The organism is Phyllobacterium sp. YR620 (assembly GCF_900104165.1).
Classification (GTDB): Bacteria; Pseudomonadota; Alphaproteobacteria; order Rhizobiales; family Rhizobiaceae; genus Phyllobacterium; species Phyllobacterium pellucidum.
Genome location: NZ_FNJP01000005.1, coordinates 25,488 through 38,669, shown reverse-complemented (window position 1 = coordinate 38,669; position 13,182 = coordinate 25,488). Strand labels below are relative to the sequence as shown.

13 protein-coding genes are annotated in these 13,182 nt (G+C 60.6%); 4 read left to right on the top strand and 9 right to left on the bottom strand.

All coding sequences use genetic code 11. From position 1 onward, the window contains the following. Nucleotides 1–4: 4 nt before the first annotated feature. Nucleotides 5–1,717, bottom strand: coding sequence for an urease subunit alpha (ureC, locus tag BLR72_RS16410; protein WP_091950811.1), 1,713 nt, complete (start codon nucleotides 1,715–1,717; stop codon nucleotides 5–7). A gap of 175 nt (nucleotides 1,718–1,892) precedes the next feature. On the opposite strand from ureC, the gene BLR72_RS16405 reads away from it, so the two are divergent. Next, nucleotides 1,893–2,276: a hypothetical protein gene (locus BLR72_RS16405; RefSeq protein WP_027230283.1), complete on the top strand. Its 384-nt coding sequence runs from the start codon at nucleotides 1,893–1,895 to the stop codon at nucleotides 2,274–2,276. 89 nt (nucleotides 2,277–2,365) lie between these two features. Here BLR72_RS16405 and BLR72_RS16400 read toward each other — a convergent pair whose 3' ends face one another. Genes BLR72_RS16400 through proC form a run of 4 tightly spaced genes read right to left on the bottom strand, consistent with a single transcriptional unit; the run spans nucleotide 2,366 to nucleotide 4,700 of the window. Then, nucleotides 2,366–2,671 carry an urease subunit beta gene (locus BLR72_RS16400; RefSeq protein WP_091950366.1) on the bottom strand — a complete coding sequence of 102 codons (306 nt, stop codon included), beginning with the start codon at nucleotides 2,669–2,671 and terminating at the stop codon, nucleotides 2,366–2,368. Between the two features lie 9 nt (nucleotides 2,672–2,680). Further along, nucleotides 2,681–2,983: an urease subunit gamma gene (locus BLR72_RS16395; RefSeq protein ID WP_091950364.1), complete on the bottom strand. Its 303-nt coding sequence runs from the start codon at nucleotides 2,981–2,983 to the stop codon at nucleotides 2,681–2,683. Nucleotides 2,984–3,016: 33 nt separating this feature from the next. Next, nucleotides 3,017–3,847, bottom strand: coding sequence for an urease accessory protein UreD (locus BLR72_RS16390; protein ID WP_091950362.1), 831 nt, complete (start codon nucleotides 3,845–3,847; stop codon nucleotides 3,017–3,019). A 37-nt stretch (nucleotides 3,848–3,884) separates the two neighbouring features. Beyond that, nucleotides 3,885–4,700, bottom strand: coding sequence for a pyrroline-5-carboxylate reductase (proC, locus tag BLR72_RS16385; RefSeq protein WP_091950360.1), 816 nt, complete (start codon nucleotides 4,698–4,700; stop codon nucleotides 3,885–3,887). Nucleotides 4,701–4,879: 179 nt separating this feature from the next. Between proC and BLR72_RS16380 the strand changes: the two genes are divergently transcribed. After that, nucleotides 4,880–5,647 carry a hypothetical protein gene (locus tag BLR72_RS16380; protein ID WP_091950359.1) on the top strand — a complete coding sequence of 256 codons (768 nt, stop codon included), beginning with the start codon at nucleotides 4,880–4,882 and terminating at the stop codon, nucleotides 5,645–5,647. Here the strand turns inward: BLR72_RS16380 and BLR72_RS16375 are convergent. Beyond that, nucleotides 5,644–6,897 (bottom strand): sarcosine oxidase subunit beta family protein, encoded by a 1,254-nt coding sequence (locus BLR72_RS16375; RefSeq protein WP_027230276.1) that lies wholly within the window; start codon nucleotides 6,895–6,897, stop codon nucleotides 5,644–5,646. The two genes, BLR72_RS16380 and BLR72_RS16375, sit on opposite strands and share 4 nt — an antisense overlap. A gap of 222 nt (nucleotides 6,898–7,119) precedes the next feature. Here BLR72_RS16375 and folD point away from each other — a divergent pair, with 222 nt between their 5' ends. Then, nucleotides 7,120–8,019, top strand: coding sequence for a bifunctional methylenetetrahydrofolate dehydrogenase/methenyltetrahydrofolate cyclohydrolase FolD (gene folD / locus BLR72_RS16370; RefSeq protein ID WP_091950357.1), 900 nt, complete (start codon nucleotides 7,120–7,122; stop codon nucleotides 8,017–8,019). A gap of 38 nt (nucleotides 8,020–8,057) precedes the next feature. Continuing rightward, nucleotides 8,058–9,020, top strand: coding sequence for a GlxA family transcriptional regulator (locus BLR72_RS16365; protein WP_027230274.1), 963 nt, complete (start codon nucleotides 8,058–8,060; stop codon nucleotides 9,018–9,020). An 11-nt stretch (nucleotides 9,021–9,031) separates the two neighbouring features. Here the strand turns inward: BLR72_RS16365 and edd are convergent, their stop codons facing one another. The 3 genes from edd to zwf all read right to left on the bottom strand — a co-directional run bounded on the left by edd (nucleotide 9,032) and on the right by zwf (nucleotide 13,120). Beyond that, nucleotides 9,032–10,855 (bottom strand): phosphogluconate dehydratase, encoded by a 1,824-nt coding sequence (gene edd, locus BLR72_RS16360; RefSeq protein ID WP_091950355.1) that lies wholly within the window; start codon nucleotides 10,853–10,855, stop codon nucleotides 9,032–9,034. A gap of 68 nt (nucleotides 10,856–10,923) precedes the next feature. Continuing rightward, nucleotides 10,924–11,628, bottom strand: a complete 705-nt coding sequence (pgl, locus tag BLR72_RS16355) for a 6-phosphogluconolactonase (RefSeq protein ID WP_091950353.1) — start codon at nucleotides 11,626–11,628, stop codon at nucleotides 10,924–10,926. Between the two features lie 16 nt (nucleotides 11,629–11,644). After that, nucleotides 11,645–13,120: a glucose-6-phosphate dehydrogenase gene (zwf, locus tag BLR72_RS16350; protein ID WP_027230271.1), complete on the bottom strand. Its 1,476-nt coding sequence runs from the start codon at nucleotides 13,118–13,120 to the stop codon at nucleotides 11,645–11,647. Nucleotides 13,121–13,182 lie beyond the last annotated feature (62 nt).

Here is a 13,182-nt window from a genome sequence, read left to right as displayed (position 1 = left end):
TCCGTCAGAACAAGAAATAGCGCTGCGCCATCGGCAGTATAGTGGCCGGCTCGCAGGTCAGCAATTCGCCGTCGGCCCGCACCTCGTAGGTCTCCGGATCCACCTCGACATGCGGCGTCGCGTCATTATGGATCATCGAAGCTTTTGAAATGCCGCCGCGGGTGTTCTCGACGCCGATGAACTGCTTGTCAACGCCAAGCGACTGCCGCAGGCCGGCCTCCTCAGCTGCCTTGCTCACGAATGTCACCGACGAATTGCTGACATTGCGGCCATAGGCCCCGAACATGTAGCGGTAGTGCACAGGCTGCGGTGTTGGTATCGAGGCGTTGGGATCGCCCATGGGCGCGGCGGCAATCGAGCCGCCAAGCAGCACAAGATCGGGTTTGATGCCGAAGAAGGCCGGGTTCCACAGCACAAGATCGGCGCGCTTGCCGGTTTCGATCGAACCGACATGCCGCGAGATGCCTTGCGCGATGGCAGGATTGATCGTGTATTTCGCTATATACCGCTTTACCCTGAAATTGTCGTTGTCGCCGGTCTCCTGCGGAAGGCTTCCGCGCTGCCGCTTCATCTTGTCGGCCGTCTGCCAGGTCCTGATCAGCACCTCGCCGACACGGCCCATCGCCTGGCTGTCGGACGAGATGATCGAGAAAGCTCCGATATCGTGCAGTATGTCTTCAGCCGCGATGGTCTCCTTGCGGATACGGCTCTCGGCAAAAGCAACGTCCTCCGGGATCGATGAGGAGAGATGATGGCAGACCATCAGCATGTCGAGGTGCTCGGCGATCGTGTTTTTCGTATAGGGCCGGGTCGGATTGGTCGATGAAGGAATGACGTTCGGCAGCCCGCAGATCTTGATGATGTCGGGGGCGTGGCCGCCACCGGCGCCTTCCGTGTGAAATGCATGGATGGTGCGCCCCTTGAAGGCATTGACCGTATCCTCGACGAAGCCGCTTTCGTTGAGCGTGTCGGTGTGGATCATCACCTGGACGTCGTATTCATCGGCAACGGTCAGGCAATTATCGATCGCCGCGGGGGTCGTTCCCCAATCCTCGTGCAGTTTCAGGGAGCAGGCGCCGCCGAGGATCATTTCCACAAGCGCCTTTGGCTGCGAGGCGTTGCCCTTTCCGGAAAGGCCGATATTCATCGGAATATTGTCGAAGGACTGGATCATTCGTGCCAAATGCCATGGCCCGGGGGTACAGGTGGTGGCCAAGGTTCCATGGGCCGGGCCGGTGCCGCCTCCGAACATCGTGGTCACGCCCGACATCAGCGCTTCCTCTATCTGCTGCGGACAGATGAAATGTATATGTGCGTCCATGCCGCCAGCAGTCAGGATCTTGCCTTCGCCGGCGATGATTTCCGTGCCCGGCCCGATGATGATCGAAACGCCGGCCTGTGTGTCGGGATTGCCGGCCTTGCCGATGGAGGCAATCAAACCGTCTTTAAGGCCGACATCGGCCTTGTAGATGCCGGTATGATCGACGATCAAGGCATTGGTAATGACGGTATCGACAGCGCCGTCCGCCCGTGCGATCTGGCTCTGCCCCATGCCGTCGCGAATAACCTTGCCGCCGCCGAATTTCACCTCTTCGCCATAGACCGTGAAATCCTTCTCGACTTCGATGAAGAGTTCGGTATCGGCAAGGCGCACACGGTCGCCGGTCGTTGGGCCGAACATGCGGGCATAGGCGGAACGGCTGATTTTAGCGGGCATGAACATTCCCTCTTCGATGGATAGGCTGCGGTATTGCCGGTGCAGTGCGACACATTCTCGCCGTGTTATTGCCCCGACAAGACCCGATTGCTGACCGCTTCAGATCGAATTCCGCATGTGAACTGCGCCCGTCATCAGTAGATGATCGTTCGCCAATCGCATGAAAGGAAAAACGATGCGAAAGATGATAGTCCTGACGCTGTGTGCGGCATTCCCGCTGGCGACATCCGTTGCCTACGCGCAGTCCGCCGCTCCGCAGGCCCCGTCGGCTGAACAGCCGGCCGGCAAGACCGAGGCGCCAGCGAAGGCCGGCGCGACGCCGATTACGACCATCAACATTGTTGATATCAACGAACTGCCCGAAGGGACGAAGAGCCAGGTCAACGAGGCTATCGCCAAGCGCAGCGATACGGACGTACAGAAGCTCCGGACCTCGATTGACAAGTCGCCCCAGGTTTCGGCCGCCCTCAAGGAAAAGGGCCTGACGTCCGCTGCAGTCGTCATCGCAAGCCTTGATTCCAAGGGTCTGCTGACGCTGGTCACCAAGAAGCCGAGCTGACCGCCCGCTTCTGCCCGGCAATTCGGTAAGCGCGTTGCGATCGGAGATCTTCCGGTCGCTTTTCGGCATGAAAGATTCAAGCGGTATTCTCAAAGCGTGCCCATGATCTTTTGCTGGAATCCGTAGACGGTCCGGTTCCCGCCGAGCGGCACCAGCGTGACGTCGCGCTCCTGTCCGGGCTCGAAGCGGACTGCGGTGCCGGCGGCAATATCGAGGCGCATGCCGCGGGCTTTTCCGCGCTCGAAGTCGAGGGCGGAATTGGTCTCGAAGAAATGGTAATGCGAACCGACCTGAACCGGCCGGTCGCCCCTGTTGGCGACCTTCAAGGTCACCGTGCTCGCGCCGGCGTTGAGTTCGATGTCGCCCTTGGCCGGGATGATTTCTCCTGGGATCATCGTCTGCTCCTAGCGGATCGGTTCATGTACGGTGACAAGCTTCGTACCGTCCGGGAACGTTGCCTCAACCTGGATGTCGTGGATCATCTCGGCAATGCCCTCCATGACCTGCTCACGCGTAATGACATGGGCGCCCGCTTCCATGAGATCGGCGACGGAGCGTCCGTCACGGGCGCCCTCGACAACGAAATCGCTGATCAGGGCAATGGCTTCGGGGTGATTGAGCTTGACGCCGCGCTCGAGCCGCCGGCGCGCGACCATTGCCGCCATGGAAATGAGAAGCTTGTCTTTTTCCCGTGGAGTGAGGTTCATCGTTTCCCCTAGAAATTGTACTTACATTCGCGTCTAGATTGCCCAGACTTTAGGCACGCCTGCCTCTTCGTTCAGCAGTTCTATCAAAGGAACCAGCCGCTTTCGCAGGTTATAGGCATCGCCGTCGATCAGTCTCGCAAGAAGCTTGCCAGACCAGAAGGAGGCACCGCCTTTCGCCCCAATTATTTTCCGGGCTGCATCGAGATGACGCTCCGCATCGGCGCCGAGCAGCAATACCGTTGCCATGGCTCGAGCACCGCCGAGCAGGGCTGGTTGGCGGAGCATTGAACCGGCATCCGGACCAAGACGAAAATCCTCGGCATGGACGAGCCTGTTGTCGCGCCAGATGCGCCAGCGATCGTGGAACGTTGCGGTCTCAATGTTTTCGCCCATTGCCTTGCGCCCGAAAACGATCGGCTCGATGATCAGTGCGCGGCTTGCCCCGGCAAGACTGATATTCAGGCTGCGGCGCAACGCCGATTTCTCGAAGACAATGGTTTCCTGTGGCAGCCACGCCAGTGAAGCCTCTTCGCCGACGTGAAGCTTCGTTTCGACTTCGGCGGTATCGGCGGACGCGCGATAAATGCGCTCGCAAGCCTGCGTCGTGATCTGCGCCCTGCAGTTCTCCGCTACATCGAACTCCCAGCGCATCCTGTCGCCGCCGGTCAGGCCGCCGGACGTGTTGATCATCACCGCCTCAAGACCGTGGTCGTCGCGCTCGGGCAGGCGAATCTTGGCGCAACCCTCCTGATAGAGCGAGGCGATGCGGGTTCGGCCGTTCACATGTTTGACGGAAAGCCGCGCGGCGCCGTAAGCGCGTTGTGCCGTCGCCGCGACAATATCAGGGGACGAATGAACGTTCATGCACGCAGGCTAGAGCAAGCCTTGCAGGGGTGAAAGCTCAAACTTTGCCAAGTTCAATGGCGCGCTGGTGCGCCGCATCGACAGCTTCGGTGACAAGCTTTTGCATTCGGTTCTCCCCCATCAACACGTTGAGCGCTGCCGCGGTTGTTCCGTTGGGGCTTGTGACCTGTTCGCGTAGCGTCGTTGGCGTGTCCTTGCTCGAAGCAGCAAGCGCACCCGCGCCATAGACGGTCTGCATCGCCAATAGTTCCGCGGTGCTGCGTTCGATCCCTGCGGTGACTGCTGCCTCGGTCAGGCACTCGATGAAATGAAACACGTAAGCCGGGCCCGAACCTGAAACTGCCGTCACCGCGTCGATCAGGCTCTCGTCGGCGACCGAAGCGACAGCGCCGCTCGTCTTGAGCAGTGTATTGACGAAACGCGCATCCTCGTCTTCCACATTGCTGTTGCGGTAGGTGACGATCATGCCTTTTCCGATCGCCGCCGGGGTGTTGGGAATCGTGCGAATAATGGCGGCGTCCCTGCCGAGGCTTTTTTCAAAGAATGCGACGGTGATGCCGGCAGCGACGCTGACAAATGTCGCCGTCCTGGCGAAACGCTCATAGGCTGGAAGCACGTCGCCCATGACCTGCGGTTTGACCGCGACGAGAATGACGCGCGGTGCAAGGTCGGCGGGCAGGCGGCTTGCATTGGCAACGGCTTCCACCCCCAATCCTGCCGCCCGTTCCCGTAACGCGTCGGTCGGTTCCACGACATGCACCTGGCCCGGCTTCAGCACGCCGGCATCGAGCCAGCCCTTGAGCATGGCAAAACCCATATTGCCGCACCCGACCAAAACCACATTCTCAGCCATTTTATTCTCCCTGATTTTTGCGCACTTTGATCCGCTCCGGTGCTTCGGGTCAACGCCGATCGCCACTGACCTGAGCAGGTTCTGATTAACCATTTATTTTTGACGTGACTTTAGATTGAATTAACCTTCGTCTATGAACGAAAGACACAGGTTGCGGCAGTGCTGGAGTTAGGTTGCGGATGAGTAATCGCGATAACGAGACGAAGAAGCGGCCACGGTCGCTGCTCTCGTTTGCGGGCCAGCCGGAAGAGCCCGCTGAAGGTTCAGGGCCATCGTTTCGTCACGAAAGCGAACTCGAACGCTATCATCGCATGCGCGCTTTGCGCCTGGCCGCAGCGAGCGACGATCTGCAGCGATCATGGCCCGAAACGGCCCGCAGTCTCACCCCCGAGGAAGCCGAACAGGAGGCAGTTGATCGCTTGCGCGCCGAGATGGCCGCGATCAAGGCCGAGCTCAACCGGCGTGGCGACGAAGAAGCGCGCAGCGTCTTCCCAGCCGATAGCGACACACAGCCCTTGCCGGTAGAGGATCTGGCACAAGCCACTCAACCTTCGCAACCGATCGGCGGCGCAGCCGAAGATCGGTCTTTGCCGGAAGATGTCGCGCCAGTTTCGGAATTGCCTGTCGATACAGACACCGCCCCCGAAGAGAAAGCACATGGCATCCGGCCGCTGCGGTGGCTTATCGTTGCCGTGGTCATCATCGGAACGCTATTTAGTGTCGATAAGGGCATTATCCTTCCGGTAGGCGTCGCCTTGGGCATTGCCTTGATGATCGGAATGATCGAGGCATCCCAGGTACGGAGGCGCAAGGCATCAGCATTATCAAAAATGCCTTTGGGATCGACCTCGCTCGTGGCGGAAACGGACGCCGTTCGGCCCTCGGATATTGCAGCCTCGCGGCTCGATACTGCGATCAAGCAGGTGAAGGAACGGACGACGCGCTAGTGCAGTCTCGGGGTGGGACCCTGTCCCTTGTCGTCAATGACATAGCCGCGATAGAACCGGTCGAGCGTGAACGGCGCGGAAAGCGGGTGCGGCTCGTCCTTGGCGATGGTCCAGGCGAAGCATTTTCCCGAAATCGGCGTCGCCTTGAACCCGCCATAGCACCAGCCGGTGTTCAGATACATGCCAGGCAGCGGCCCCGTGGTGATGATGGGGGAGCCGTCCATGGTCATGTCCATGATGCCGCCCCAGGAGCGAAGCAGCTTGACGCGTGCCAGTGCCGGGATGACAGCGACGAATTCGCTCATTACATCTTCGACGACCGGAAGGTTGCCGCGCTGCGCATAGGAATTATAGCCGTCGATATCGCCGCCGAACACAAGGCCGCCCTTGTCCGACTGGCTGAAATAGAGATGTCCGCCGCCGAAGGTCGCGACCGTGTCGACAACGGGCTTCAGGGCCTCCGAGACAAAGGCCTGCAGCACGTGCGATTCAAGCGGGAGGCGGTCGACGCCGGCGCGGCGCATGAGTTCGCTGGTATGGCCGGCCACCGCGCAGCCGACCTTCTTGGCCTTGATCGGACCGCGCGTCGTCATGACGCCGGTAATGGTATCGCCGTCCTTGAGGAAGCTTGTGACCTCGCAGTTCTCGATGATATCGACGCCAAGCTGGTCGGCGGCGCGGGCATAGCCCCAGACGACTGCGTCATGGCGCGCCGTTCCGGCACTGCGCTGCATGAGCCCGCCGAGAATCGGAAAACGCGCATTGTTGCTGATGTCGAGGCCGGGGATCAGTTTCTTGATTTGCTGCGGGTTCATCAACTCGCAATCGATGCCATTAAGACGCATCTGGTTGCCGCGGCGGGCGTAAACGTCGAGCTGCGGCAGCGTATGGGCGAGGTTGATGACGCCGCGCTGGGAAAACATCACATTGTAGTTGAGGTCCTGCGACAGCGTTTCCCAGAGCTTCATCGATGCTTCGTAGAAGTGCTGGTTTTCGGTGAGGAGATAGTTCGAGCGGATCGCGGTGGTGTTGCGGCCGATATTGCCGGAGCCGAGCCAGCCCTTTTCGACGACCGCAATATTGCGAATGCCATGCTCCTTGGCGAGATAATAGGCTGTCGCAAGACCATGGCCGCCGCCGATGATGACGACGTCGTAGGCCGGTTTCGGGTCGGGTTTGCGCCAGGCGGGCTTCCAGTCCTTATTGCCGTTGAGGGCGTTCTTGAGCAGGCTGAAAGCTGAATAGCGCATCGAAAATTCCGGATTCGGGAGAGATTCTGGGATCATGCATGGATTTGGCGCGCTCGCCAAGCAACGATTGAAAGCCTGACGCGCCTCTGGGGCACATCATCGCATTGCTGTTCCCGACCGCTTTCGCTATTGCGTCAGCGAACGCCGCTTTGACGGTATTATTCGGCCGCAAAATCAACACTATGGTGGCCGATCCACCAGTTCGACGCCCGGGAGCAGCACATGGCAGTGACGATCAATGGCAAGGAAATTGCCGAGGACGTGGTTTCGAAGGTCAAGGCGTCGGCCGCCGAACTGATAGAGTCAACCGGGATCACGCCCGGTATCGCCGTCGTTATCGTCGGTGAAGATCCCGCAAGCCAGGTCTACGTCGCCTCAAAGGGCAAGAAGGCCCGTGAATGCGGCTTCAAATCCGTACAACACACCCTCGCCGAGGATACCAGCGAGGAAGAACTTGTTGCTCTTGTCGAGAGCCTCAATGCCGACCCGTGTATCCACGGCATCCTCGTGCAGCTTCCGCTGCCCAAGCACATCGATTCCGGCCGCATTATCCAGACGATTTCGCCGGACAAGGACGTCGACGGCTTCCATTTCATCAATGTCGGCAAGCTCGGCACCGGCGAACTCGATACGGCTTTCGTTCCGTGCACGCCGGCAGGCTCCATGCTGCTGATCGAGCGCGTTCTGGGCCGGGACCTCTCCGGGCTCAACGCGGTGGTGATCGGCCGCTCGAACATTGTCGGCAAGCCGATGTTCAATCTGCTCCTTGCTCACAATGCGACGGTGACGATTGCCCATAGCAGGACCAAGGATCTGGCGGGCATCTGCCGCAACGCAGATATTCTCGTTGCCGCCGTCGGCAGGCCGCAAATGGTCAAGGCCGATTGGGTCAAGCCCGGCGCAACCGTGATCGATGTCGGCATCAATCGCATCCCGGCTCCGGAAAAGGGCGAAGGCAAGTCGCGCCTTGTCGGCGATGTCGATTTCGCGGATGCGGCGACGGTCGCGGCTGCCATCACACCGGTCCCCGGCGGCGTCGGTCCGATGACGATCGCCATGTTGATGGCCAATACGCTCGTTGCGGCCTACCGCTCGGTTGGGAAGGTGCCGCCGCGCTTCTGATCGATTTGCTCTAACAGGGAATCTCGCTAAAAGAGCACATGGCCCAAGCCCTCAAGGTCAGCAGAACCTTTGCCTTTCTGCTCGTCGACAAATTCCCGATGTTCAGCCTTGCCGCTGCCATCGATACGATGCGTACGGCCAACCGCATGGCCGAGCAGCCCTATTATTCGTGGATCATCGTGTCGGCCAATGGCGAGGCAGTGACCGCTTCTAACGGCCTGCAGATCAATGTGGATTATGCACTTGCCGACCTTCCGTCGTCCGATATCTTCTTTGTCTGCGCCGGCCTCAAGACCGACTTCGACGACAAGCAGAAGGTCATTGCCGCCTTGCGCAATCTTGGACGGCGCGGCGCAGCGCTGGGCGGGCTCAATATCGGCAGTTATATCCTTGCCGAAGCCGGCCAGCTCGAAGGTCATCGCTGCACTATCCATTGGGAGAACCGCGCCGGCTTCCAGGAGAAGTTCCCGCAGATCGAATGCACGGGCAATGTCTTCGAGATCGACCGCAAGCGCTATACCTGCGCCGGCGGCACCACCTCGATCGACCTGATGCTTGAAATCATCCGGCAGGATTTCAGCCCGGCGCTCGCCAACGAGGTCGCCAACCAGTTTCACCACGAGCGCATTCGCTCGCAGACCGATCGCCAGCGCATCGGGCCGGAGCGGGACCTGACCGGCAAGTCGGAAAAGCTGCGCAAGATCGTGGAATTGATGGCCGACAATCTCGAACAGCCGAAATCGGCGGTCCGGCTTGCCAAGGCGGTGGGCCTGTCGGTGCGGCAGGTCGAACGGCTGTTTCTGCGTCACCTCAATATGACTCCGGGCCGTTACTATATGAGCCTGCGGCTGGAGCGGGCACGCGAATTGCTGCGGCAAACCCATTCGCCGATTCTCGACGTCGCGCTCGCAACGGGATTCACGTCGCATTCCTATTTCGCACAGAGCTACCGCGCGCAATTCGGGCGCTCGCCTTCGGACGAGCGCCGCACGACGTATTAGCGCTTCATGTTCTAGCCGAACACAGAAGCTCCGTGGTCGGCCCGGCCCACTGCCTGGCGGAATGTCGCGAAGAGTTCGCGGCCCATGCCATAGCTGTTGTGGCTGATATCGACTTCGGGGGCGGGACGGCCCGCCAGAACGTCCGGATCCTCGAGCACATCCAGCGCGCCAATTTCCGCGTCGAGGCGGACGACATCGCCATCCCGGATTTTGCCGATGAGGCCGCCGTCGAGTGCCTCGGGCGTCACATGGATCGCGGCCGGAACCTTGCCCGAAGCGCCGGACATGCGCCCGTCGGTAACGAGTGCCACCTTATAACCCCGATCCTGCAGGACCCCCAACGCCGGGGTCAGCTTGTGCAATTCGGGCATGCCGTTGGCGCGCGGGCCCTGGAAACGCACCACAGCCACGAAATCGCGATCGAGCTTGCCCGCCTTGAACGCATCCTGCAGTTCGGCCTGGCTGTCGAAAACGATGGCCGGCGCCTCGATAATATGGCGGTCGGCCTTCACGGCAGAAGTTTTGATAACGGCGGTGCCGAGATTGCCCTTGAGCATCTTCAGTCCGCCGGTCACCTGGAACGGCTCCTTATAGGTGGACAGGACCTTCTTGTCGCCGCTCTCCGCAGCGATCGGCTCGCGCACGACAGCGCCGTTTTCGCCGAGCTTCGGCTCGATCGTATAGGCGCGCAGTCCCTCGCTGCCGCCCCAGACGGTCTTGACGTCCTCGTGCAGGAGCCCGGCATCGAGAAGTTCGCGGATGATATAGCCCATGCCGCCGGCGGCATGGAAATGGTTCACGTCGGCAAGACCGTTCGGATAGACACGGGCGAGCAGCGGCACGATGTCTGACAGGTCGGAAATATCCTGCCAGGTCAATTTGATACCGGCTGCAGCCGCCATGGCGACGAGGTGCATCGTATGGTTGGTGGAACCGCCTGTCGCATGCAGTCCGACGACGCCGTTGACGATCGTCTTCTCGTCGATCATCTCGCCGACCGGCGTATATTCGTTGCCGAGAGCGGTAATGGCGAGCGCGCGTTTCGCGGCTTCGCGGGTCAGCGCTTCGCGCAAGGGGGTGCCCGGATTGATGAAGGAAGCGCCCGGCATGTGCAGGCCCATGATCTCCATCAGCATCTGGTTCGAATTGGCGGTGCCGTAGAAGGTGCAGGTGCCCGGGCCGTGATAGGACTTTGATTCCGATTCGAGCAGTGCATCACGCCCGACCTTGCCCTCGGCATAGAGCTGGCGCGTCTTTGCCTTTTCGTCGTTGGGCAGGCCCGTCGTCATCGGTCCGGCTGGAACAAATACCGCTGGAAGATGACCGAAGGTGAGCGCGCCGATGACGAGCCCGGGCACGATCTTGTCGCAAACGCCAAGATATACCGCGGCGTCGAACATATCGTGCGATAGGCCGATCGCCGTTGCAATGGCGATGACATCGCGCGAAAACAGGGAAAGCTCCATGCCCGGCTGGCCCTGGGTGACACCGTCGCACATGGCAGGGACACCGCCGGCGACTTGCGCCACGCCGCCAGCTTCCTTGGCCGCTGCCTTGATGAGCTGCGGGTAGGTTTCAAACGGTTGATGCGCCGAGAGCATGTCGTTGTAGGAGGTTATGATGCCGAGATTGGGCACCACGTCGCCGGCAAGCGCCGCCTTGTCGGATGGACTGCACGCGGCAAAGCCGTGGGCAAGATTGGCGCAGGCGAGCGCGGAACGTTTCGGCTTGCGTGAGGCCGCCTCCCGCAGGTGATCGAGATAGACATCGCGCGTTGGTCTTGATTGTTCGCAAATGCGATTGGTAATGCTTTTTACCCGTTGCAGGACGGTCATCTTCTATCTCCTCTTGGCGGCTGCCCGGAAGTTGGGAGCTTCCCGATGCAGCGACGCAGTCGGGCCGCTCACGGCGCCCAGAAAATCTCAAGCTCTATCGGCTTATAGCGCAGAACCGCACGGATCGGCATGTCGAGCGCGCTGCCTTCGCCAAGCGCAGCATCGAGCACGTCCTTCTTCGCCGCGCCTTCAATATGCAGTGCCACGAATCGCGATCCGGCAATCATCGGAAGCGTCAGCGTCAGCCTCGGTTCGCCCGCGCCTTCCGCCTGCATGGGCAAAACCGGCGCCATCTGGTCCGGCGCAATCGCCGCAGCAAGATGGTCGCCGCCCGGAAAGAACGATGCCGTGTGCCCGTCGTTCCCCATGCCAAGCACGGAAACGTCAAACGAGCGTCCAAGCCGGCCGATTGCCTCGGACGCCAGTTTAGCACCTTGTTCGACATTGGGCGCAGGATTGTAGAGGCCGACGAAATTGGCATCCGCCGCTTCGTTTTGCAGGAGCAGCTCGCGTACGAGCTTCTCGTTGGACCGGTCGCTCGTCGGCGGTACATACCGCTCGTCGATGAGGGTAATCGTAATGTTCGTCCAGGGTAGCCGCTTATGAGAAAGAGCTTTGAAGAAGCGGGTAGGGGTCGTGCCGCCGGAGACCGCAAGCACGGCACTTCCGCGTTCCTTGCATGCGGTGCCAAGCCGTTCGGCGACGGCGGATGCGAGTGCCGCGGCGAGCGCATCACCGTCAGCGAAAATGTTCAGCTTATGATCGATCACCATGACACGTGCGACCTTCCTATGCTTCCGCTTCGTGCCAGGTCCGACCGTCGCGCTCGATCAGGGCGATCGCAGCCGATGGTCCCCAGGTGCCGGCCGTATAGCCGTAGGGCGGCTGTCCGTCCTCGGCCCAGGCCTTGAGAATGGGGTCGACCCACTGCCAGGCCGCAACCACCTCGTCGCGGCGCATGAACAGCGTCTGGTTGCCGCGCACGACATCCATGATCAAGCGTTCATAGGCATCGGGATTGCGTGCCTGGAAGGACTCGGCAAAGCTCATGTCGAGCGGAACATGGCGAAGCCGCATACCGCCCGGACCCGGATCCTTGATCATCATCCACTGTTTGACCCCCTCGTCGGGCTGCAGGCGGATCACGAGCTGGTTGGCGACCACGCGGCCGGCGCTGTCGCCGAAGATCGAGTGCGGGATCGGCTTGAACGAAACGACGATCTCGGATGCGCGCGTGGCGAGGCGCTTCCCGGTCCGCAGATAGAACGGCACGCCGGCCCAGCGCCAGTTGGCGATCTCGGCCTTGATGGCAACGAACGTCTCGGTGCTGCTCGGCTTGCCGAGTTCGTCCAGATATCCCTTGACCGCGCCACCGGCTGATGCCCCGGCGCGGTATTGGCCGCGCACAGTCAATTCCTCGTAATTCTTGTTGTTGATCGGGCTGAGCGAGCGCAGCACCTTCAGCTTCTCGTCGCGCACCGCATCGGCGTCCATCGACGACGGCGGTTCCATGGCGACGAGGCAGAGCAGCTGCAGCATATGGTTTTGCACCATGTCGCGCAGCGCACCGGCCGTATCGTAATAGCCGGCACGGTTCTCGAGCCCGACGGCTTCAGCAACGGTGATTTGGACATGGTCGATATGAGCGGAGTTCCACAAGGGCTCGTAGAGGGCATTGGCAAAGCGCAGGGCCATCAGGTTCTGCACGGTTTCCTTGCCGAGATAGTGGTCGATGCGGAATATCTGCTGCTCGTGGAAGACGTGACCGATCGTGTCGTTGAGGGCGATCGCCGAGGCGAGGTCGCGGCCGATCGGCTTCTCGACTATGATGCGGGTATGATCGTGCACGAGCTTGTGGCTCTTGAGCCGGCTCGTGATATCGCCAAACAATGACGGGCTGACCGCAAGATAAAAAGCTCGGATTCGCTTGGTGTCGTTGCCGATCGCCGCCTTGAGTTCCTCCCAGCCATTATCGGACGTGGCGTCCACGGCGACATAGAAGATCCGTGAAAGAAATTGGTCGAGCTGCTTTGGATCGATCTCGTCGGCCTTGACGAATTCCTTGATCGCCGCCGCCGCAAAATCGCGGTAGCCCTGGTCGGTCATGGCCGAACGCGAGGCACCGATGATGCGGGTCGGCTCGGAGAACTGCCCGTCACGCTGACGCTGGTAGAGAGCCGGTATCAGTTTGCGCTCTGCAAGATCGCCTGTGCCACCGAAAACGATACAATCAAAGGGTTCAACCGGGATTATCTGGCTTGTCATACGGATGCTCTCATTACGCCTGAATGCGTCGAAGGGCGCAGCGTTGTATAATCTAATCGATT

Bases quoted from the DNA above. Each gene is read 5' to 3' on its own strand.
- zwf (WP_027230271.1), bottom strand. From the start codon at position 13,120: ATGACAAGCCAGATAATCCCGGTTGAACCCTTTGATTGTATCGTTTTC.
- BLR72_RS16390 (WP_091950362.1), bottom strand. From the start codon at position 3,847: ATGAACGTTCATTCGTCCCCTGATATTGTCGCGGCGACGGCACAACGC.
- BLR72_RS16375 (WP_027230276.1), bottom strand. From the start codon at position 6,897: ATGCGCTATTCAGCTTTCAGCCTGCTCAAGAACGCCCTCAACGGCAAT.
- proC (WP_091950360.1), bottom strand. From the start codon at position 4,700: ATGGCTGAGAATGTGGTTTTGGTCGGGTGCGGCAATATGGGTTTTGCC.
- edd (WP_091950355.1), bottom strand. From the start codon at position 10,855: ATGACCGTCCTGCAACGGGTAAAAAGCATTACCAATCGCATTTGCGAA.
- BLR72_RS16395 (WP_091950364.1), bottom strand. From the start codon at position 2,983: ATGAACCTCACTCCACGGGAAAAAGACAAGCTTCTCATTTCCATGGCG.
- BLR72_RS16365 (WP_027230274.1), top strand. From the start codon at position 8,058: ATGGCCCAAGCCCTCAAGGTCAGCAGAACCTTTGCCTTTCTGCTCGTC.
- pgl (WP_091950353.1), bottom strand. From the start codon at position 11,628: ATGGTGATCGATCATAAGCTGAACATTTTCGCTGACGGTGATGCGCTC.
- ureC (WP_091950811.1), bottom strand. From the start codon at position 1,717: ATGCCCGCTAAAATCAGCCGTTCCGCCTATGCCCGCATGTTCGGCCCA.
- BLR72_RS16405 (WP_027230283.1), top strand. From the start codon at position 1,893: ATGCGAAAGATGATAGTCCTGACGCTGTGTGCGGCATTCCCGCTGGCG.
- folD (WP_091950357.1), top strand. From the start codon at position 7,120: ATGGCAGTGACGATCAATGGCAAGGAAATTGCCGAGGACGTGGTTTCG.
- BLR72_RS16400 (WP_091950366.1), bottom strand. From the start codon at position 2,671: ATGATCCCAGGAGAAATCATCCCGGCCAAGGGCGACATCGAACTCAAC.
- BLR72_RS16380 (WP_091950359.1), top strand. From the start codon at position 4,880: ATGAGTAATCGCGATAACGAGACGAAGAAGCGGCCACGGTCGCTGCTC.